This is a genomic window from Tautonia plasticadhaerens (genome assembly GCF_007752535.1).
GTDB lineage: Bacteria > Planctomycetota > Planctomycetia > Isosphaerales > Isosphaeraceae > Tautonia > Tautonia plasticadhaerens.
Genome location: NZ_CP036426.1, coordinates 2073227 through 2093886 on the forward strand (window position 1 = coordinate 2073227; position 20660 = coordinate 2093886).

General features: G+C 69.0%; 16 protein-coding genes. 7 read left to right on the plus strand and 9 right to left on the minus strand.

Features of this window, described 5'->3' with window-relative positions; genetic code table 11:
• The first annotated feature begins 51 nt into the window (after positions 1-51).
• On the plus strand, positions 52-1518 hold the full coding sequence (gene gnd, locus ElP_RS08005; RefSeq protein WP_145268158.1) for a decarboxylating NADP(+)-dependent phosphogluconate dehydrogenase: 1467 nt from the start codon (positions 52-54) through the stop codon (positions 1516-1518).
• A 74-nt stretch (positions 1519-1592) separates the two neighbouring features.
• Here gnd and ElP_RS08010 read toward each other — a convergent pair whose 3' ends face one another.
• Positions 1593-4037 carry a type IA DNA topoisomerase gene (locus ElP_RS08010; protein WP_145268160.1) on the minus strand — a complete coding sequence of 815 codons (2445 nt, stop codon included), beginning with the start codon at positions 4035-4037 and terminating at the stop codon, positions 1593-1595.
• A 241-nt stretch (positions 4038-4278) separates the two neighbouring features.
• Here ElP_RS08010 and ElP_RS08015 point away from each other — a divergent pair, with 241 nt between their 5' ends.
• Positions 4279-5154 carry a sugar phosphate isomerase/epimerase family protein gene (locus tag ElP_RS08015; protein WP_197446807.1) on the plus strand — a complete coding sequence of 292 codons (876 nt, stop codon included), beginning with the start codon at positions 4279-4281 and terminating at the stop codon, positions 5152-5154.
• Positions 5155-5208: 54 nt separating this feature from the next.
• Here ElP_RS08015 and ElP_RS08020 read toward each other — a convergent pair whose 3' ends face one another.
• Positions 5209-5745 carry a glycine cleavage system protein R gene (locus ElP_RS08020; RefSeq protein WP_145268162.1) on the minus strand — a complete coding sequence of 179 codons (537 nt, stop codon included), beginning with the start codon at positions 5743-5745 and terminating at the stop codon, positions 5209-5211.
• Between the two features lie 195 nt (positions 5746-5940).
• On the opposite strand from ElP_RS08020, the gene ElP_RS08025 reads away from it, so the two are divergent.
• The 4 genes from ElP_RS08025 to ElP_RS08040 all read left to right on the plus strand — a co-directional run bounded on the left by ElP_RS08025 (position 5941) and on the right by ElP_RS08040 (position 11410).
• Positions 5941-8910: a PVC-type heme-binding CxxCH protein gene (locus tag ElP_RS08025; RefSeq protein WP_197446808.1), complete on the plus strand. Its 2970-nt coding sequence runs from the start codon at positions 5941-5943 to the stop codon at positions 8908-8910.
• Positions 8911-8973: 63 nt separating this feature from the next.
• A complete protein-coding gene (locus tag ElP_RS08030; protein ID WP_145268166.1) occupies positions 8974-10071 on the plus strand; it encodes an isochorismatase family protein in 1098 nt (365 codons plus the stop codon).
• Positions 10068-11093 (plus strand): polysaccharide deacetylase family protein, encoded by a 1026-nt coding sequence (locus ElP_RS08035; protein ID WP_145268169.1) that lies wholly within the window; start codon positions 10068-10070, stop codon positions 11091-11093. The genes ElP_RS08030 and ElP_RS08035 overlap by 4 nt, the downstream gene beginning before the upstream one ends.
• Entirely contained in the window at positions 11090-11410 is a 321-nt protein-coding gene (locus ElP_RS08040) for a cupin domain-containing protein (RefSeq protein WP_145268171.1), read from the plus strand. Before ElP_RS08035 ends, ElP_RS08040 begins: the two co-directional genes overlap by 4 nt.
• A gap of 570 nt (positions 11411-11980) precedes the next feature.
• On the opposite strand, the gene ElP_RS08045 is transcribed toward ElP_RS08040, so the two are convergent.
• The 3 genes from ElP_RS08045 to ElP_RS08055 form a co-directional block, all read right to left on the minus strand.
• The gene (locus ElP_RS08045) at positions 11981-12955 is read right to left on the minus strand and encodes a zinc-dependent alcohol dehydrogenase family protein (RefSeq protein ID WP_145278298.1); all 975 of its coding nucleotides are present in this window, start codon (positions 12953-12955) and stop codon (positions 11981-11983) included.
• A 145-nt stretch (positions 12956-13100) separates the two neighbouring features.
• Positions 13101-13787 (minus strand): isochorismatase family protein, encoded by a 687-nt coding sequence (locus tag ElP_RS08050; RefSeq protein WP_145268173.1) that lies wholly within the window; start codon positions 13785-13787, stop codon positions 13101-13103.
• Positions 13788-13916: 129 nt separating this feature from the next.
• The gene (locus ElP_RS08055) at positions 13917-14825 is read right to left on the minus strand and encodes a helix-turn-helix domain-containing protein (RefSeq protein ID WP_145268175.1); all 909 of its coding nucleotides are present in this window, start codon (positions 14823-14825) and stop codon (positions 13917-13919) included.
• 276 nt (positions 14826-15101) lie between these two features.
• Here ElP_RS08055 and ElP_RS08060 point away from each other — a divergent pair, with 276 nt between their 5' ends.
• Entirely contained in the window at positions 15102-15941 is an 840-nt protein-coding gene (locus ElP_RS08060; protein WP_145268177.1) for a TatD family hydrolase, read from the plus strand.
• Positions 15942-16038: 97 nt separating this feature from the next.
• Here the strand turns inward: ElP_RS08060 and ElP_RS08065 are convergent, their stop codons facing one another.
• The 4 genes from ElP_RS08065 to ElP_RS08080 all read right to left on the minus strand — a co-directional run bounded on the left by ElP_RS08065 (position 16039) and on the right by ElP_RS08080 (position 20610).
• Entirely contained in the window at positions 16039-17280 is a 1242-nt protein-coding gene (locus ElP_RS08065; RefSeq protein WP_145268179.1) for a hypothetical protein, read from the minus strand.
• Between the two features lie 73 nt (positions 17281-17353).
• Positions 17354-18631, minus strand: coding sequence for an alkaline phosphatase family protein (locus ElP_RS08070; protein WP_145268181.1), 1278 nt, complete (start codon positions 18629-18631; stop codon positions 17354-17356).
• A 192-nt stretch (positions 18632-18823) separates the two neighbouring features.
• Entirely contained in the window at positions 18824-19744 is a 921-nt protein-coding gene (locus ElP_RS08075; RefSeq protein WP_145268183.1) for a UbiA family prenyltransferase, read from the minus strand.
• The gene (locus ElP_RS08080) at positions 19741-20610 is read right to left on the minus strand and encodes a sugar phosphate isomerase/epimerase family protein (RefSeq protein WP_145268185.1); all 870 of its coding nucleotides are present in this window, start codon (positions 20608-20610) and stop codon (positions 19741-19743) included. The genes ElP_RS08075 and ElP_RS08080 overlap by 4 nt, the downstream gene beginning before the upstream one ends.
• Between the last annotated feature and the right edge of the window lie 50 nt (positions 20611-20660).

Below are 20660 nucleotides of genomic sequence, written 5' to 3' on the forward strand. Positions count from 1 at the left end.
TCCGATCGGCCTTCCCGCCCCCCTCGACCCCGATCGACAGAGAACGCCCCGATGGCCGCTTCCCAGACCGCCGACATCGGCCTCATCGGCCTGGCCGTGATGGGCGAGAACCTCGTCCTCAACATGGAGGACCACGGGTTCACCGTGGCCGTCTTCAACCGGACCACCTCCCGGGTCGACGAGTTCGTCTCCGGCCGGGCGAAGGGGAAGAAGGTCGTCGGCTGCCGGAGCATCGAGGAGCTGGTCGGCGCCCTGAAGCGGCCGCGCAAGATCATGATCATGGTCAAGGCCGGGGCCGCCGTGGATGCGGTGATCGAGCAGCTCTCGCCGCTCCTGGAGCCCGGCGACATCCTGATCGACGGCGGCAACACGCACCACCCCGACACGACCCGACGGACCCGGACGCTCAAGGAGAAGGGGCTCCACTTCATCGGCACGGGCGTCTCCGGCGGCGAGGAGGGGGCGCTCAAGGGCCCCTCGATCATGCCGGGCGGCGACCCCGAGGCCTGGCCGCACGTGAAGCCGATCTTCCAGTCGATCGCCGCGAAGGTGGACGACGGCGTCCCCTGCTGCGACTGGGTGGGCCCCGAGGGGGCCGGCCACTACGTGAAGATGGTGCACAACGGCATCGAATACGGCGACATGCAGCTCATCTGCGAAGCGTACCACCTGCTCCACGCCCTGCTCGGCTTCGGCGCCGACGCCCTGCATGAAGTCTTCTCCCGCTGGAACTCCGGCCCGCTGGACAGCTACCTGATCGAGATCACCCGGGACATCCTCGGCTACCGGGACCCCGAGTCCGGCCAGCCGATGGTCGACCTGATCCTCGACACCGCCGGGCAGAAGGGGACGGGGAAGTGGACCGTCGTCTCCTCGGCCGACCTCGGCGTGCCGCTGACGCTGATCGCCGAGGCGGTCTACGCCCGGTGCCTCTCGGCCCTGAAGGACGAGCGGGTCCGGGCCTCGGGCATCCTCAAGGGGCCGGCCGGCGAGGCGTTCTCGGGCAACGTCCAGCAGTTCGCCGACGACGTGGAAATGGCCCTCTACGCCAGCAAGATCATCTCCTATGCCCAGGGTTTTGCCCTGATGCGGGCCATGGCGCAGGAGTCCGGCTGGACGATCGAGAACGGCAACGTTGCGCTCATGTGGCGGGGCGGCTGCATCATCCGGAGCGCCTTCCTCGGCAAGATCAAGGAGGCCTTCGACCGCAACCCGGCGCTCGACAACCTGATGCTCGACCCCTACTTCCAGGGTGAGATCGAGCGGGCCCAGGCCGGCTGGCGTCGGGTGGCCGCCGTGGCCGTCTCCCACGGCATCCCGATCCCGGCCATGGGCTCGGCCCTGGCCTACTACGACGGCTACCGCTCCGGCCGATTGCCGACCAACCTCCTCCAGGCCCAGCGTGACTATTTCGGCGCCCACACCTACGAGCGGACCGACCGCCCCCGGGGCGAATTCTTCCACACCAACTGGACCGGACGGGGCGGCACCACCTCCTCGACCTCGTACAACGCCTGATCCCCGGCGTGAACGGACCGGTTTCCATCGGAACGGGGTAGGCCCGGTCCAGGCCCCCGCCAGCGCCCTGATTGTCAGTCGAAGTCGAATCGGACCTCGCCGCCGTCCAGGACCAGGACCGCCTCGAATGGCTTGCCGGCTTTCGATTTGAACCCCTTGAGCTTCGCCGTCCTCCCCTTGGTCAGCAGTGCCTTCGCCATCCTCGCGGTGATCCGCTTGCCGGACATCGACTTCCAGATGGCGAAGGAGCACCCCCCCTTCCAGGAGGAACAACCCCAGGATTTCGGCTGTTCGACGACCTCGGAACCGCATCGGGGGCACGTCCCGACCGGGACCGCGGCGAACTCCTCGCCCTGGGCCCTGGGGCGTGTGGCAACGGCCGGCTCCGAATCCGATTGGCCCTTCGGCGAGGAAGACCTGGACCCCGAACGGGGCCTCGGCCGTCCCGATTGTTCCCGGGCCCCCGGCCTTGCCGTCGAGGGCCGGGGGCGGCCCTGGGGGACCGGGATCGGCAACAGGTCACCGGAATCGGCCAGGCGGAGGATCGCCGAATCCATGCTCCGGATCGAGACCGGTCGGGGCAGGACCCGCAGTTGGAGCAACTCCCGGATCTGGTCGTCGTCGAGCGTGATCCCCTCGAAGGATCGATCGAGGACGAACGGGCATCCGTCCTTCCATCCGGAGCAGCCGAACGCACGCTTGCCCCGGATGACGGGGCGGCCGCACCGGGGGCACTCGCCGAGCCGACCGGGGTCGACCGGGGCCTCGGCCGTCCCGTCGACGATCGCGGAGGTGAACCGGGCGATTTCGGCCATGAACCGGGCCGGGTCGAGTCCGCCGCGTTCGATCTCCCGGAGCCTGGCCTCCCACTCCCCCGTCAGCTCGGGGGACTTCAGCTCCCGGGACCGGACCAGGGCGATGAGGTATCGGCCGAGATCCGAGGCGATCAGGTTCTTCTTCTCCCGGGAGATGTAGCCCCGGGTCAGCAGCGTCTCGATGATCGACGCCCGGGTCGCGGGGGTCCCGAGCCCCCGGTCCTTCAACGCGGCCCGGAGTTCCTCGTCCTCGACGAGCCGCCCGGCCGTCTCCATCGCGGCGAGGAGCGTGGCCTCGGTGTAGGGCTTCGGCGGGGTGGTCTCCCCGCGTCGGACGAACGGCTCGTGGGGTCCGGATTCGCCGGGGAGAAATTCGGGGAGGTCCTGCTCGTCCTCCCGGCCGTCGTCCGACTTCCGGGGGTAGAGGGCGGTCCACCCCGGCTCGACGACGCGGACTCCCCGGGCGCGGAAGGGGACCTCGGCCGAGGAGCCGAGGACGGTCGTCACCTCCTTGACGCACGGCGGATAGAAGGCGGCGATCAGCCGGACGACGATCGCGTCGAAGACCTTCTGGCTCGCGGGGTCGAGGGGGCCGGGTTTCTTGCCGGTGGGGATGATGGCGTGGTGGTCGCTCACCTTCGAGTCGTCGACGATCCGGCCGGTGAAGGGGAGGTGGCCCAGGTCGAGCCCGGCGACCTCGTCGGGCTTGAGGTCTCGGAGGTCGTCGAGGATGCCCGGGATCTTCCCCTTCAGGTCCCGCCCGAGGTGCCGGGAATCGGTCCTCGGGTAGCTGATGAGCTTCGACTCGTAGAGCTGCTGGGCGGCCTTGAGGGTGGCGTCGGCCGAGAGGCCGAAGCGGCGGTTCATCTCGCGCTGGAGTTCGGTCAGGTCGAACAGTTGGGGGGGGGGGACCCGCTCCGTCTTGCGTTCGACCTTCGAGACGACGAAGGGCTGGCCGATCACACGATCCAGCAGCGTCCGGGCCTCATCCTCGGCCGTGAACCGCCCCCCGGCGTGGGAGAAGGTGACGGAGCGATACTTGGTCATCAGTTCCCAGAACGGCTCGGGCCGGAACGTGCGGATCTCCTCATCGCGGCGCACGATCAGGGCGAGCACCGGCGTCTGGACCCGGCCGACGCTCCAGAGCACCCCGGTGGATCGCTGGCGGACCGTCTGGTACCTCGTCGCGTTCAGGCCGACGAGCCAGTCGGCCTCGCTCCGACAGCGGGCGGCGGCGTAGAGGTCGTCGTAGTCGGAGAGGGGCCGGAGGCGGGCGAAGGCATCCCGGATCGCCTCCCGGGTCAGCGAGCTGAGCCAGAGCCGCCGGGCGGGCTTGGAGGCGGTCCCGGTCAGTTCCAGGATGGACCGGGCGATCAGCTCCCCCTCCCGGCCGGCGTCGGTGGCGACGATCACCTCGTCGGCCTCCCGGAGCAGCCTCCGGACGACGGCCAACTGGGCACCGGCCCCCTTCTCGGCGATCGGCTTGAGCTCGAACCGATCGGGGACGATCGGCAACCGCTCCAGCGACCACTTCTTCAGGGCCGGGTCGTAGTCCTCCGGCTCCTTGAGCGTGACGAGGTGGCCGAGCGCCCAGGTGACCCGATGGCCGTTCCCCTCCAGGTAGCCCTCCCTCCTCTGCGAAGCGCCGAGGAATGCGGCGAGCTCCCGGGCGACGGACGGCTTCTCGGCGATCACGACGATCATGGGCCTTGGCGACGCTTCGGGGGTCACCCCTCCCGACCGAACTCCTGGTCCCGGACCGCGACCTCACCAATTGTACAGGAGTCGGCAGGGGGGATGAAGCGTGATGCGGGCCCACCCGGCCGGGCCGGGCATCTCGCCCGGTCCGGCGATACAATCGGCCTGCCCGGCCCGGTGGCCTCACCGGGCGGCCGGGATCCCCGAGGCGATCCCGCCCCTCGACCCGCAATCCGACGGAGTTGACATGATCGGCAACGCGACGTGGTCCCGGTGGTCCCTGGTACCCGCGGTCGTCCTGACGACGTGCCCGGCGGCGATGGCGCAGCGGGCGATCCCGGAGGAGTCGAAGATCGGCGGCTTCGCGATCGGCTGTCAGGCTTACACGTTCAACCGCTTCACCGCCTTCGAGGCGATCGAGAAGACCGCCCTGGCCGGCGGGAAGGTCATCGAGTTCTACCCCGGCCAGTCCCTGAGCCCCGAGCAACCCGACCTGAAGGTCGGGCACGAGGCACCGGCCGAGGTCGTCGCCATCCTGAAGTCGAAGCTGGAGGAGCACGGGATCGAGGCGGTGAACTACGGCGTCGTCGGCGTCCCGGAGGACGAGCAGGGGGCGCGCAAGGTGTTCGAGTTCGCCAGGGCGATGGGCCTCCGGGCGATCACGACGGAGTCGGTCGACGCGATCGACACCCTGGAGAAACTCGCCCGGGAGTACGACGTGGCGGTCGCCTTCCACAACCACCCCCGGCGGCCGGACGACCCGGATTACAAGGTCTGGGATCCGAAGTTCGTCGCCGACCTGGTCGAGGGCCGGGACCCCCTGATCGGCGCCTGTGCCGACACCGGGCACTGGGCGCGATCGGGCCTGGAGCCGGTCGAGTGCCTGAGGATCCTGGAGGGGCGGGTCATCAGCGCACACTTGAAGGACCTGGATGAGATGGGCCCTCGGGGCCACGACGTCCCCTTCGGGACGGGCGCCTGCGACATCCGGGCCGTGCTGGACGAGCTGGAGGCGCAGGGCTTCGAGGGCAACCTCTCGATCGAGTACGAGCACGACTGGGAGAACAACGTCCCGGCGGTCGGCCAATGCATCGGCTTCGTCCGAGGGTACGCCGCCGACTGACCCGAGCGGAACGCTCGGACCCGCCGATCGGCCGGCGCCCCGGGCGATCGGCGATCAGCCTTCCTTTTCCGGTGAGACCCGGATTTCCAGGTTCATCTCGCCGCCGATCGCGTCGAGCCCGGCCTCCCAGCCCTGCTCGACCAGTTCCGGGGGGACGACGACGAGCGCGGACATGTTGAACAGCGTCACGCCGCCGAACGGGGCCGAGGCGGTCTCGGTCTCCATCTCCTCGATGCTGATCCCCCGGGCCGAGAGGTGGCTGGCCACGCGGTGGATAATCCCCTCGTGGTCGGCCCCCTCGACCTCGATGTGGTACGTCACCCAGCCGGGACGGGCCTCGACGACGGGGCGATCGGTGGGGGTGGTGGTGATCCGGTAGCCGCGCAGGAAGAGTTCATCCAGCCCGGAATCGAGGCCGGAGATCTGGTCCTCCGGCATGGAGACGAGCATCAGCACGGCGAACTCGCCGCCGAGCCGGGCCATCCGGCTGGACTCGACGTTGCCGCCCCGCTCCAGCAGGAGTCGGGTCAATTCCTCGACGATCCCGATGCGGTCGGCGCCGGTCAGGGTGATCACGAAGTTCCTGGTCATGGGTCGGCCCCCTCGTCGTCGCCCCGATCGCCTCGACTCGATCCGAGACCGGGGGCCCCGAGCTTAGCCGCCGGTCGGCCCCGGAGGAACGGGGAGGCTCGGGAAAACCGGGCGGGACCGGCGATGGCCCGGCGCCGCGATCCGGGATACGATCGCGGTCCCGGTCGCCCCGTTTCCTCCGAGGAGCCTCGATTGATGCTGATGGCCGCCCGGCGGATGCTCCCCGTTTTCGTCGCGGTCGTCCTCTGCGGCCTGGGCTCGGCATCAAGGGGCCAGGGGTACCCGCCCGGCGAGGCCGTCGACAGGATGACGGTTGCGGATGGGCTGTCGGACCGGCTCGTCGCGTCGGAGCCGCTGATCCGCCAGCCGGTGGCGATCGACTTCGACGACCGCGGCCGCCTCTGGGTCCTCCAGTACGTCCAGTACCCGAACCCGGCGGGTCTGGATCGCGTGGAGGTCGACCGCTATTCGAGGACGGTCTACGACCGCATCCCCGAGCCCCCGCCGCGCGGGCCGGTGGGGGCCGATCGCCTCTCGATCCTGGAGGATGCCGACGGCGACGGCCGGATGGACACCTCCCGCGACTTCGCGTCGGGCCTGAACCTGGCCAGCGGCTTCGCCTTCGGCGACGGGGGCGTCTACGTCCTGAACGCGCCGTACCTGCTCTTCTATCCCGACCTCGACCACGACGACGTGCCCGACGCCGACCCCGAGGTCCTGCTCACCGGCTTCGGCCTGGAGGACGCGCATTCGGTCGCGAACTCGTTGACCTGGGGCCCCGACGGCTGGCTCTACGGCCTGCAAGGCAGCACCGTGACCGCCCGGATCTGGGGGGTCGAGTTCCAGCAGGGCGTCTGGAGATATCACCGGCCGACCGACCGCTTCGAGCTCTTCGCCGAGGGCGGCGGCAACATGTGGGGCCTCGACTTCGACCGCCGGGGGGAGCTGTTCGCCAGCACCAACGTGGGCGGAAACGTGATGCTCCACATGGTCCCCGGGAGCTATCACTGGAAGTCGTTCGGCAAGCACGGCCCGCTCCACAATCCCTATACGTTCGGGTACTTCGACCATGTCCCGCACGAGGGGATCGTCGGCGGGCATGTCGCCGTCGGCGGCCTGTTCTACCTGGCCGACGCCTTCCCGGGGGGGTTCCGGGGCCAGTTCCTCGCGGCCGACCTGCTCGACCATTCGGCCCACCGGCACGAGGTCTCCCGCCTCGGCACGTCCTATCAGGCCCGACAGGTCGGCGACCTGCTCCGGGCCAACGATTCCTGGTTCGCCCCCTCGGACATGACCCTCGGCGCCGACGGCTCGGTGTACGTCGCCGACTGGCACGACCGCCGCACGGCCCACCCCGACCCCGACGCCGAATGGGACCGCACCAACGGTCGCATCTTCGCCCTGGACGGCCCGGGACCACGGCCGACCGGGGAGGGGTTCGATCTGCAGACGCTCCGGAGTCCCGAACTCGTCGACCTCCTGGACCACCCGAATTCCTGGTACGCCCGTCGGGCCTTGCGGGTCCTGAAGGAGCGTCGGGACGAGTCGATCCTGCCGGGCCTCCGGTCCCGGGCGGTCGACGGTCGGGGCGGCCGGGCGTTGCTCGGCGTCTGGGCGCTGCACGGGGTCGGCGGCCTCGACGACCCGACCGCCCGCTCGCTGCTCGACCACCCGGACGCCGACGTCCGCGCCTGGGCCTCCCGGCTGATCGGGGACGGCGTGCAGGTCGATCGGGCACTGGCCGATCGGCTCCTCGCTCTCGCGAACATCGACCCGAGCGTCGAGGTGCGGTCGAGCCTGGTCGGCGTGGCGACCCGTCACCCGTCCCCCCTCGGGCTCGGGATCGCCAGGGCGATCCTGCGACGGGACGTCGACGGGGCCGATCCATACCTCCCGCTCCGGCTCTGGTGGGCCGTCGAGCGGTGCGCGACCGAGATCCCGTCGGCGACACTCAAAGCCCTGGCGACGCCCGAGTCCTGGGATTCGGCGCTCTTCCGCGACGAGATCGCGGGCCGCCTCCTCCGCCGATTCGCGGGCAACGGCTCGGTCGAGGGAGACGCCGCGTGCCTCCGGCTGATCGACGCGGCCCCGGGCGGGGCATCGCGCCGCGCGCTCCTGGCGGATCTGGACGAGGCGACGAGCGGCCGACCCGCCCCGATCGCCCCCCCGCTTGCCGCCCGGATCGCCGGGATGGCCCGGGCGGGCCCCGACCTCGTGGTCCTGACCAGGCTCTCGGCCCGCTCCGGCGATCGGGCCGCCTTCGGGAGGGCGGTCGATGGGGCCTCGGATCGTTCCCGGCCCTCGGGAGATCGCCTCGCCCTGATCGACCTGCTCGCGGAGCGGGCCGAGCCGGAGACCGCCGGTCCCCTGATCCGGATCGCCACCGACGACCCGTCGACCGAGATCCGGCTGGCCGCGCTGCCCGCGCTCGGGCGTTTCGACGACGGGGCGATCCCCGATGCGATCCTCGAGGCCTATACCGACCAGACGGAAGGATGGAGGGCGAGGGCCGTCGACCTGCTGCTCTCCCGCCCGGCAGGGGCCCGGGCCCTGCTGGAGTTGGTCGATCGGGGGCGACTCGAGGCCGAGGAATTGACCACGGACCAGGTGGCCCGGGTGGCGACGCTCGGCGTCCCGGGGCTCGACGCCCTGGTCCGGAGGCACTGGGGGGCCGTCGCCGCCTCGACCCCCGAGGAGCGACTGGCCGAGGTCCGCCGCCTGAACAACGACCTCCGGGCCGCGCCGGGCGACCCCGCCCGGGGCAGGCTTACGTTCCGGGAGCATTGCGCGTCCTGCCACCGCCTCTTCGGCGAGGGGGAGCCGGTCGGCCCCGAACTGACCCACGCGAACCGAGCCGACCGCGAGTTCCTGCTCGTCAGCCTCGTCGACCCGTCCGGAGTGATCCGCAAAGAATACCTCCCCTCGGACGTGGCCACCCGGGACGGCCGCGTCCTCACCGGCCTGATCGCCGAGCAGTCGCCCACCACCCTCACCCTGGTCGGCCCCGAGGGCGACCGCTCGACCGTCCCGATGGACCAGGTCGAGCAGGTGGCCGACGCGACGACCTCGCTCATGCCCGACGACCTGTACCGCGCCCTCTCTCCGCGGGATCTCCGAGATCTGTTCACCTATCTCCAGGGTGACGGACCCGCCGCCGCGGACTGACCCAGATCCCCGCCCTCGAACCGGAGACGAGCCATGCGACCCGGCCCGCCCCGAACGCCCGTGATGGCCCTCGCCCTCCTCTCGTCGGTATTGCCCGGAGCCGGGCCGCCGGATGGGCCTTCGGAAGGATCCCGGCCCTACGAGAATCGCCTCAGGCCGATCGACGACCCGGCGCCGATCCTCGCCGACCATCCCGAATTCGTCGCCCCGATCGAGGAAACCGCCCGATTCGAGGCGCCGATCCTGGTGGACGACCCGGGGGCGGATCTGGAGGTCCGGGCCTGGAGGTTCTCGTACAACGCCCGGGGGATCGTCGAGGTCCCCAACCGCCTGAGGGGGGATCGCACGGCGATCGTCGTCGTGCATCCGTGGGGGATCGACGACGGCCAGGGCTGGGCCACGCCCGAGCCCGCCGGCGCCGCCTTCCAGTGCACCCCGGTGAAGAACGAGGTCGTACTCGATCACGCCAGGGAGGTCGTCGATCCGTTCCTCCGGGGGATGCGGGACCGGGTCGGACTGGTCGTCTACAGCCTGCCGGGCACCGAGGACCCGATCCGGGCCAAACTCTATCGCTCCATCCGGCGGTCACCGACCGCCGAGGAGCGGGGGGAAGGCCGGGAGGAGCTGGCCGCGGCCCTCCGTTCGTTCTCCTACCGCGGCGAGGCGATGCCGACCGGGTTCCCCGTGTCGACCGAGACGCCGACCATCGACTACCTCGGCCGGTTCCCGGGCCTCGACGCCGGGCCGACGTACGACCCTCCGGGATTCTGGGAACTGCCCATCCCGGTCATGGCGCCGATCTCGGTCGAGCCCGAGGACGTCGTCGCCTACGACGGCGAGGGCTACGAGGCGCTCCGTGACTTCCTGAAGGCGGAGGGGATCCGGCACGTCCTGCTGACGGGTTATAACACCGACATGTGCGTCTGCTCGACGACCGCGGGCTACGAGAACCTCCGGCGCGATTTCGACGTCTTCCTCGTCGGCGACGCCACCATCGCCACCTTCCCCGCCAATCCCAGGCCCAGCCTGGCCACCAACGCCGCCGTCTCCTTCGCGGCGCTCGACCTCTTCATCACGCAAGTCTCCTGGATCCGAGCGGGGGGCGACCCGACCGCGGGCGATCCGCCGCGGGCCCACCCGGGAGGGAGCGACACCCCATGATCGACCGCCCTATCGGCCGTCGCGGATTCCTCGCCGGGGCGGCCTCGGCGGGAGTGGTCGCGGCCGTCCCCGCCCGGGGGTCGACCCCGAGTCGCGACCCGGTGAAGGCCACCATCGCGATCACGCTCGACCTGGAGATGAGCCGCCAGTACCCGACCCGGGGCCAGTCCCACTGGGACTACGAGAAGGGGAATCTCGACGACGACACCAAGCGATACGCCGTCGAGGCCGCCCGCCGGGTCGCCGACCGCGGGGGCCGGATCCACTTCTTCGCCCTCGGTCGCACGATGGAGCAGGAGGACATCGGCTGGATCGAGGAGATCGCCGGGGCAGGCCACCCGATCGGCAATCACACGTACGATCACGTCAACGTCCTCGCGAGCGACCCCGAATCGGTCCAGTTCCGGTTCCGGCGTGCCCCCTGGTTGATCGAGGGGAAATCGACCGAGCAGGTCATCTCCGAGAACGTCCGCATCGCCGAACGCGCGCTCCGGGCCCGGCTCGGCATCGAGGTGGCCGGCTTCCGGACCCCGGGCGGCTTCCACGGCGGGATCGCCGAACGGCCGGACATCCAGCGCATGCTGATCGACCAGGGATACCGATGGGTCAGCAGCAAGTATCCGTCCCACCCGACGACCGAGCCCGGCACCCCCCCGGGAGACGACATCCTCGACGGCATCGTCGCCTCCCAGGCCGAGGCGCAACCCTTCGCATACGCTTCCGGGCTGATCGAGGTCCCCATGAGCCCAATCAGCGACGTCGGGGCCTTCCGCACGGCGCGGTGGCCGCTCGACGCCTTCCTCGAATCGATCCGGCGATCCGTCTCGTGGGCGATCGACCACGGCGCCTCGTTCGACTTCCTCGGGCACCCGTCCTGCCTGCTGGTCGAGGACCCGGGCTTCCGTACGATCGAGCTGATTTGCGACCTCGTGGCCCGGTCCGAAGGCCGGGCTGAGCTGGTGGACCTGCAGGCGATCGCGAGCCGGGTCTCGGCCTGGCGCGACGGGAGTCCCGTTCGATGAGCCATCCATTCACGTTCATCGCCGACCTCGCCCAGGAGGCGGTCCCCCCGGCGGACGGGATCTTGAGCCGGACCATCCATCAAGACGACCAGGCCAAGGTGGTCCTCTTCGGGTTCGGTGCCGGTCAGGAACTCTCCGAGCATACCGCCACCATGCCTGCCGCCTTGCAGTTCGTCTCCGGAGAGGCGTCGCTGACCCTGGGGGACGAGACGATGGAGGCCAGATCCGGGACGTTCGTCCACATGCCCGCCGGCCTGAGGCACGCGATCCGGGCGAACTCGCCCACGGTGATGCTGCTGCTGCTCTTCAAGCGATGACGCGGCCGATGAATCGCCGTGAACGTCCGGCGGCGTGGGGTTAAGATAAAGTCGTCATCGACCCGCCCCGCGATCCGGACCCCAGGTGTGCCATGGACTACATCGACCCGCACAAATTTCAGGAAGGCCGATCGGCGCAAATGCCACAAACAAAAGAGCTTATACCTGTCCCACAAATGTGACACACCGGGCGGAACGGGCAATTTTTCCACGGTTTTTCCGGATCCCGTGCGATTACCGTGCATTTATCCGTGCGGCCTATTTGCCGCTTTTTTCGGGTCATCCGTGACGGGAGATTCACCGCCTCGGGGAAGGTCGAAGTGGAATTCCCGGCGGGCCGATTACCGGCTCGGGTTCCTCGCACCCAGAGCGAACTATGCGCCCAATCGTACCCGCATGGATGTGGCGCCTGAGCGGATGGCCCCAGATCACATCATGTCCGCTTAAGGGGATTGACCCTCCAGGTGAGAATCCTGAAGCCGGGCGCCGACGATCACCCGCTCAAATGCGGGAAGTCGCGGAAATTACAGTTCAAAATGAGTTCAATGGTTAAAAATTACAAGTACGCATTCACGAATTAAGCCGAGGGTCGACTGCAATTGCGATCTTTCCTTGAACACCGTTATTGGGACTCTCCAGCCGGGCATGGGCGAGCGGAATATCGGCAAGCGAATAGACGGCGCCAACGTGTGGCTGCAGCTGACCGCGCTCTATCAATGCACTCAACTCATCAAGCTTGCCCCGGTTCTGCCTTGTGAAAACGAAGTGATAACTCGCGTTCTTGCCCCAGGCCTGGATGACGTTTTGTGGCTGTGCAATGTCCACGATCGTGACAACGCGGCCAAGTTGCGCGAGCGTGTCGGGGCTGCGCGACAATGTGTTGCCGCCGATGGTGTCGAACACGACATCGACTCCGCGGCTACCCGTTTTCCGCATAATGGCGTCGACATAATCCTCCTTTTCGTAGTCGATGATCACATCGGCCCCCAAACTTCGTGCGAACTCAAAGTTTGCTTCGCGCACGGTCGTAAACACCCTCGCTCCCGTGGCTTTTGCGAGCTGGATCGCCACATGACCGACTCCTCCCGCGCCGCCGTGTACCAGAATGCTTTCCCCCACTCTCAGCGCCGCACGTACGATCAGTGCTTCCCACGCCGTCCCGCCAACCAAGGTCAGACTTGCCGCCTCAAGATGGCTCAACGAGGCAGGCTTCTTTCCGATTATGTTTTCGGCAGCAACGTGGAACTCGGCATAACTTCCTGACCCGTCAAATATTTGCGGTGTGTACCAGACTTCGTCTCCCGGAGAGAAGGTCGTCACACCCGGACCGACTTCTTCGACAACGCCAGATACGTCGTGTCCGGTAATGGCCGGCAGTTGCACCAAGTCGGGATAATCGCCACGTCGGACCTGGTAATCCAACGGATTGATGGAGGTTGCATGTACCCGGACCAGGACTTGGCCCGCGAGCGGCACGGGCTTGGGTACGTCACAAAGTTCGAACGATTCCGGACCGCCAAATGATTTAAGTACGACCGCTTTCATGGCAATCATCATTTCTACAAATCGTTGAGCGATCCAGCTGAGCAACCGGGACCGCTCAGCGACCTTGAACTCCAAGAAGCGAACATGCGGCCCCGGTCAGGTGCAGCGCCTGGTTCGGCGGCTTCGCTACCTCAGCGAGCGCGGATCACTTCTTCGCCCGGCCGGCTTCGAACTTGTCCAGCTTGGTTTCGTGCCCGTCGCGTTGCACGCTCTGGGCCTTGTCGTAGCTCTCCATCAGCGCCCCGTAGGGCGGGACTAGGCCCACCATGACCGCCGCGAAGTCCATCGCGTCGGGCCGGTTCCACGTCTTCATCAGCTCGCCCAGGACGGCGAACGTGTCGATCGGCATGGCCCCGGCCTGGGTGATGCGGGCGATGGTCAGGTCCGTCGCCATCTTCGACCAGTTGCCCGACGCGTCCACGATGCAGAACACCTTGTATCCGGCGGCCACCGCACTCAACGCCGGGAACGCCATGCAGACGCTGGTGAGCGTGCCGGCGATGAGCAGCGTCTGGCGGCCGGTCTTCTCGATGGCCTCGACCCAGGGTGGGTTGTCCCAGGCGTTGACTTGGCCCGTCCGCGGGATGTAGACGGCCTCCGGGTTTTGCTGGTGGATTTCGGGAATGAGCGGGCCGTTCGGGCCGTCGGGGACCGAGGCCGTGGTGATGGTCGGAATCTTGCAGAACCGGGCCACCTTGGCGAGGGCGATGGCGTTCGCTCGGAGGGTGGGCTGGTCGATGTCCCGGACCAGTTGGAACAACCCGCTCTGGTGGTCGATGAGCAGCATCACCGCATCATCAGGGTCGATCATCCATTTGTTGCCTGCCGCCATCGCTTTTTCCTGAAGAGTCGTGTTCCTGGTTCTGCACCGCGGCACCGCGATGACTGCATAACAGGATAGATGACGGGATCAGGAGGGTATCGGCGGTTCTTGCTGACTTTTGGGCGGTTCTTGCTGTCTTCAGGCGAATCGCTTGGGGGTGACGCCGACGAGCCGTTTGAAGTGCCGGTTGAGTTGGCTTTGATCGCTGAAGCCGACGTCGATGGCGATCTGGGCAAGCGGGAGCCGCCCCGCGGCGATGAGTCGCTTGGCGCGCTCGACGCGCTGGTGGATGACGAACTGATGCGGCGACAGGCCGGTCGTCTGCTTGAACAGACGGGCGAAGTGGAATTCGCTCAGGTGGGCGACATCGGCAAGGTCGGCCAGGGCGACGTTTTGGTCGAGGTGGGCGTGGATGTACTCCTCGACCGCCCGCAACGAATGTCGCGCCAGTCGGCCGCCCGACCCGCGGATGACCCCGTTCGAACCCTGCCTGTTGGACATCTGTCGAATCAGTTGGACGATCAGCACGTTCGCCAGCGACTCGGCACACAGCCGCCCGCCTGGCCCGCCGGTGAGCAGCTCGTGACGAAGGGCGGTGAGGGTGTCGATCACCTCGGGGCTGGATCGGTCGTAGTAGCGAACTGGAAAATGAACGCGGGCCGGGTCGAGATCGAATGCCTCTTCAGCCACCTTGGCGACCAGGGCCGGGGACAACTGGTAGTGGGTCGATTCGATCGTATTACGCCACCGCCACCGGCTCTCGACGCCGGGCGGCAGGAGATTCACCGCATGCGGCAAGCCGTCCCCGTTGTGCCGGGCATCATCGCAACGGTGATCGGTACCCTCCGGAAAGGGTTCGCCCGTGAGGACGAGCCATAGACATTCGAGGGGCGGGTGGAGGATGTCGCTCGCGGGCTGCCGTGTGTCGTGTTCGACCCGAAGCCCATGCCAGCCGAGCGGCGCGCTCGTGTGCCGGAACGCATACGGAATGTGTCCCAGCCGATCATCGGGGGTAAGCGTCTTCGGTGGAGGGACCTTCCGCGTCATCAAGCACCATTCCTGGCGAACGGTAACGCCATCGTCCCGGATGGGCCGGTTCTCGTCTACGCCCCGACGATCACCCGCTCAAACACAGGAAGTCGCGGAAACAACAGCCAGTAGCGGACCGATGGTTTCTTGCCGCGTGCCATCGCTGTATCCTGATGGGCATGGGAATTGGATCGCATCCTCCGGGCGAATTCTAGGGGCCGCCGCCGAAAACCGTACCGAAAACCGTGCGGCACCGCGACGCAAGACATTCAGCGCAAAGGAGATAATTTTTTCATGGACTACATCGACCCGCATATCCACATGGTTTCCCGGACCACCGACGACTACAAGCGGATGGCCCTGGCCGGGTGCGTGATGGTCAGCGAGCCGGCCTTCTGGGCCGGGTTCGACCGGTCGGGGCCGGAGGGGTTCCGCGACTACTTCCGCCAGCTCACCTCCTTCGAACGGAGGCGTTCGCTGGCGCACGGCATCGAGCACCGGGCCTGGCTCTGCATCAATGCCAAGGAGGCGGAGGACGTGTCGCTCGCGCGGGCGGTCATCGCCCTGATCCCCGAGTTCATCGACAACCCGGAGGTCCTCGGCATCGGCGAGATCGGCCTGAACAAAAATACGCCGAACGAGTCGATCGTCTTCCTCGAACACCTCGACGTCGCCGCGAGGCTCGACGAGCTGGTCCTGGTGCACACGCCCCACCTGGTCGACAAGTACAAGGGGACCCGGATGATCCTCGACATGGTCCGGGAGTACCGCGACCAGATCGCCCCGGAGCGGGTCTGCATCGACCACGTCGAGGAGCACACGATCAGGCCCGCGCTCGACGCCGGGCACTGGGTCGGCATGACCCTCTACCCCACCACCAAGTGCACCCCCGCCCGGGCCGCCGACCTCGTCGAGGCGTACGGGACCGAGCGGATCATGGTCAACTCGGCCGGTGACTGGGGTCACAGCGACCCGCTCGCCGTCCCCGAGTTTATTTTTGAGATGAGGGCCCGGGGCCACGACGAGGCGACCATCAGGGCCGTCGTCTTCGACAACCCGCTGGCGTTCTTCTCTCAGTGCCCGAGGTTCTCCTACTCTCCCAGGGCATCGGCCGAGGAGCCGTCTGCGGTCTGACCCGGGGGCCGATCGCTCGAGGTCGGGATGTCAAGCCCCCGGGGCCTCGACGAAACCCCGGGAGGACGACCGGATGGGCCGATCGCCCGAGGCCGGCTCAAAACGGATCCGGCCTCAGGTCGCCGTGCGGATCGAACGCCCGGAGGTAGGGATCGCTCATGTGGGTCAAGGCCTCGAAGGCCGGGACGACCAGGACGACGACGAGCAAGGCCACCCGAAGCCATCGTGATGGGAGTCGGCCGTAGATCGCCCCGAGGGCGACGGCGATCAGCAGCAGCAGCGACGGCGCCAGGTACAGGATCAGCCGGCCGTGGAACGGATAGAGCCGGGCACCCGATGCGACAACGTTCATGGCCCCAGGCAGGAGCAGTAACGCAAGAAACGCCTTCCGGCCTCCCATCGCCAGCAGGACGGCGCCGGCCACGGCGAGGCAGAGACTGAGCGAGGCCGATACCGCCGGGCCGAAGGGCAGGGCGACCCGGCCCGGCCCGGCGAAGACGTTCAGGGCGTGCCTGGCCAACTGGGCCCACTCTTCGGGGGAGCGAGGCGGGATCGGTAAAAAGGCGAAGTCCCAGAACGCCCCCAGCATCACGTCGCTCCTCCCGAGCATCCTCCGGGAAACGGCCAGGCTTCCCAGGCCGCTCGACGCCCAGAGGGTTCCCGAGCCGAGGGCCCATGCCAGGTCGCGTCGATCCTTCCTCCGGATCGCCGAGGCGAGCCAGGCCAGCGAGACCGCCGGCAGCAGGAAGCCGGACGCGAAGGAGAACCAGGGCGCGATCGCACCCGAGGCCGCGGCGACGGGGCGCCCCCACGGGCGTCGCCGATCGCCGATCACTCCGAGGCCGACCCCGATCGCCCCCACGCCGACCGCCGCGTCGACGATGTACGGCTTCAGCTCGTCGCTGTAATAGATCAGGTCGTCCGAGAGTGCGAAGGTCGCCACGGCGATCGGCACCGCCGGGCCGGTCAGGGCCCGAATCGCCACCGACCGGAATCCGACCAGCGCCGCGATCCCGACCACGAGCGGGAACAGCCGGAGCGCATCGGGGGATCCCCCGAGGATCGAGGCGATCGACCGCTCGACCGCAAGGAATCCGGGGGGGGCGAGTTGAGCGCCGGCGAGCGTCTCGGGCGGCGCGAACGGCGGAATGCCGATGATATTGCCGGCGAGCGACCCCTCATCCAGCCAGTAGTCCCGATGCCGGGCGTAGACGACGAGCCTCACGATCGCCCCCGCGATCACGATCAGCCAGGTCAGCCTCCCGGGCGACTGGAACTGCCGGTTCATCCACCTGACCAGCGGATCGAACTCGATCCTCCGATGGAGCACGCTCGACATGTTCCCCTCCGGGCCCTCCCGAGGATGCTGCTCGGGACTGGGACTTGCGGGAATCGACGGATGCGGATCCGCCTCAGCGCCGCAGCAGGTCGAGCACGATGCGGACGACCTCGGTGCCCGGCACGGGCTCCTCCCCCCCCTCGGGGAGGACGCCGGGCTCGGAGCAGAGCAGGACGCCGATGTAGGCGTCGTTCGGGGGCGGGGCACCGAGCGACCCACGGACATGGGCCGGGTCGAGGGCCGCACCCGCCCCCGTGCCGACCGGCAGCTCAGACTCCGAGGCGACCGCGGGACGCTCCGACCCCGAGGCCCACCAGTCCGGGGCGAACCAGGCGTCGGGGCAGGCGACGAGGACGACGTCCCCGGCCCTCGGGTGGTCGAGCCCGAGCAGGCGTCGACGGTCCTCGGACGCGACCACGAGGGCAATCCCCTCGCTCCGCTCCCCGGCGAAGACCGAGGCCACCAGGCCGGCCGCCGCCTGGTCGTTGAGGTAGACGTGGCAGAGCTGGTGGTCGGCCAGGGCGAACGCGGCCGACTCGGAGAGATCCACCCCGAGGCCCCCGGAGGGCAGGGGCACCGTCTCCAGGAGGCTCAGCTCACGGAGGACCCGGTTCGGCGCGATCGCCTCGGTCACCGGGGTCACGATCGACTCGGTCGCGGCGACGACGGCGGTCCCCTCGGGCAGCGCGTCGAGGAACTCCCCGAGCAGGGCATCCAGCGCGGACACGGCCTGGCCGGCGTGCCTGCCGTCGGGGCCGTACCGCCGGGCGACCTGGCCGAGGTAGGGGACCCGGACGATCGCCAGGTCCGGGCGCTCCTCGGCGATGACCCGGCCGGCGCTCCTCAGGATCCACGACGTGGCGGGCTGGAACGGGAGGGTCGCCTCCGCCGATTCCCGCTCGCCGGGGAAGGGCCCGAGCGCCTCCGTCAGCCGGTCCCTGAGCGGGTGCGGGGACGTCTTCAGGTCCCACGGGCAGTCGACCAGGGCGGTCAGCTCCACCTCGGCCCCTCGGGAGTTGGGGGCGAACCAGAGGATCGTCCGGGCGTCCGGCCGGGCCTCCCGGGCCATGTGCCAGAGCTTCCGGGCCAGCACGGCGGAGTCGGGCAGGGGGACGGTGACGACCCTCCGAGCGACGCGGTCGAGGAAGGTGTTGCCGATCAGGCCGTGCTCCCGGGGCTCCAGGCCGGTCATCAGGGTGGCGAAGGCCGAGGCGGCCAGCCCGGGGAAGGGGGGGATCAGCGCGGACATCGAACCCCGGGAGGAACGCCGCTCCAGAGAACCGAGCCCGCCCGGGGTCACATCCCGGCACCGGAGCTGGGGAATCGTCAGCACGACAACGCGATCGGGCATCGGGACCTCGGCGGCTCGGGCCGGCTCGGTTCGACCCGGTCGTTGCCCCGCCCCCGGCCTGGGGTCGGGAGCCGGGGTCGAGTCGAGTCTCGAATGACGGGGGAACGCGGTCCGGCCGACCGGGTGGTCGCCTTGCGAATCCCGGGCCGGACGCCCGATTCGCGGAAATCATACATAGACGAGCTTGGATCGTCAGGTCGAGTAGATCCACCTTGCCGCCAGCGCCGACGGGATCCAGAGCAGGGCCACCGCGATCGCCTCGACCGGCCCCCGGGACCCGGCGACCACCCCGACGTGCAACCAGATCAAGGAGAGGATGCCCGTCTTGACCGCGAGTTGCAACGTCTGCGGCCTCGGGTCCGCGACCGCCCTCCCGCTCGCCCGGAGGATCCGCGCCGAGGCGATCGCAAGGATCGCCAGGCCGATCGCGAGCATGAAGACACGATCGGCGCGGCTCGGTGCGGGCCCGGGCTGGGGGAGCATGGCCGCCGAGGACGCCGCCCAGACGAGGGCCGAGAGGCCGATCGCCTGCAACGCCATCCCGGCCGCCGGGGCGGCTCGCCTGCCGACTGCCGTCTCGAACCGGCTGATCCAGGTCACCCCCACGATGAACACGGCCATCCCCCCGGCGACGGCCCAGGCCGTCGGCCCGCCGAGCCCCGGTGCGAGGCTCATGCCGAGCAACACGTTCAGGCCCCGGCACGCCCCCATCAGCTCGGGGCCGAGGACCGTCCGCCGGATGCCCGCGTCGTAGGCGACCACGCCCGCGATCAGGGCCGACGCCACCACCGCAGGCCTCGTCCCGACGACGCTTGCCGACGCCAGCCCGAACGCCAGCAGCACCACCGCCAGGACCACCGCGAATCGCCTCGACACCCTGCCGGACGGCAGCGGGCGGCCCGGTCGCTCGACGCGGTCCAGCTCCAGGTCGAACACGTCGTTCAGGGCGATGCCGCTCGCGTAGATCGCCATCGAGGCGAGGACGAGCGGCAGCCAGCCCCCCACGTCGACCAACGCGCCACCGACGAGGAGCCAGCCGCTCAGGCTGTCGGCGGCGGCAGTGAAGACATTCGGGAGGCGGACGAGCTGGAAGTAGGGCTTCAAACGCCTCATGGGGCGGGCCGACCGGCGGTCGACGGGCCCGAGACGAGCGGCCGGAGCAACCCGAGGGCGCCCCGGGCGGCGTCGTCCGGGTCGTCGACGAAGGGGTACAGCTCGACCGTGACCCAGCCGTCGTAGCCGGTCTGCCGGATGGCGTCGACGACCCCGGGGAAGTCGATCGCCCCGGTGCCGGGGACCAGGTGGTGGTGGACCCGGGTCTCCGCGATGTCCTCGACGTGATAGTGCCGGGTCAGGGGGGCGAGTTTCGCGATCTGCGTCGGCAGATCCTCCGCCATGCAATAGGCATGTCCCACGTCGAAGTTCAGGCCCAGCGACGGCGCCCCGACCCTCTCGGCGACCTCCAGGTACTGGTCGGTTGTCTCCAGCAGCAGGCCGGGCTCGGGCTCGATGAGCAGGAGTACACCCTGCCGGTCGGCGTGCTCGGCCAGGGGCTTGAGCACCTCGACGAACAGGTCGATCGCCTCCTGCCTCGATTGCCCCTCGGCGATCGGCCCCCCCGGCTCGGTCGTGATGTGGGGGGCGCCCAGCTCGGCGCAGAGGTCGAGGGCACGCCGGGTATGGTCGATCCGGACGCTCCGATAGCCCTCGTCGGGCTCGATGAACGAGGGATACCAGTAGGGCTGGCGGCGGTCGGCGATCGCGTTCATCATGAACGCATTGACGTTCGAGAACCGGAGCCCGTGGCGATCCATCGCCTCCCTGATCGCCCGCTTCGGGCCGTCGAGCAGCCCGGCGGGCCAGGCGTGGGGGACGTCGGCCATCAGCTCCAGACCTTCGTAGCCGATCGAGGCGATCCGGGAGGCCGCCTCCTCGAAGGGGAAGCGCATGTAGGCGTTGGTGCTGAAGGCCAGTCGCATCGGCTCGGTGCCCCTCGGGGTAGGATTGTCGGCTCGGGCCCTGGGAGGCC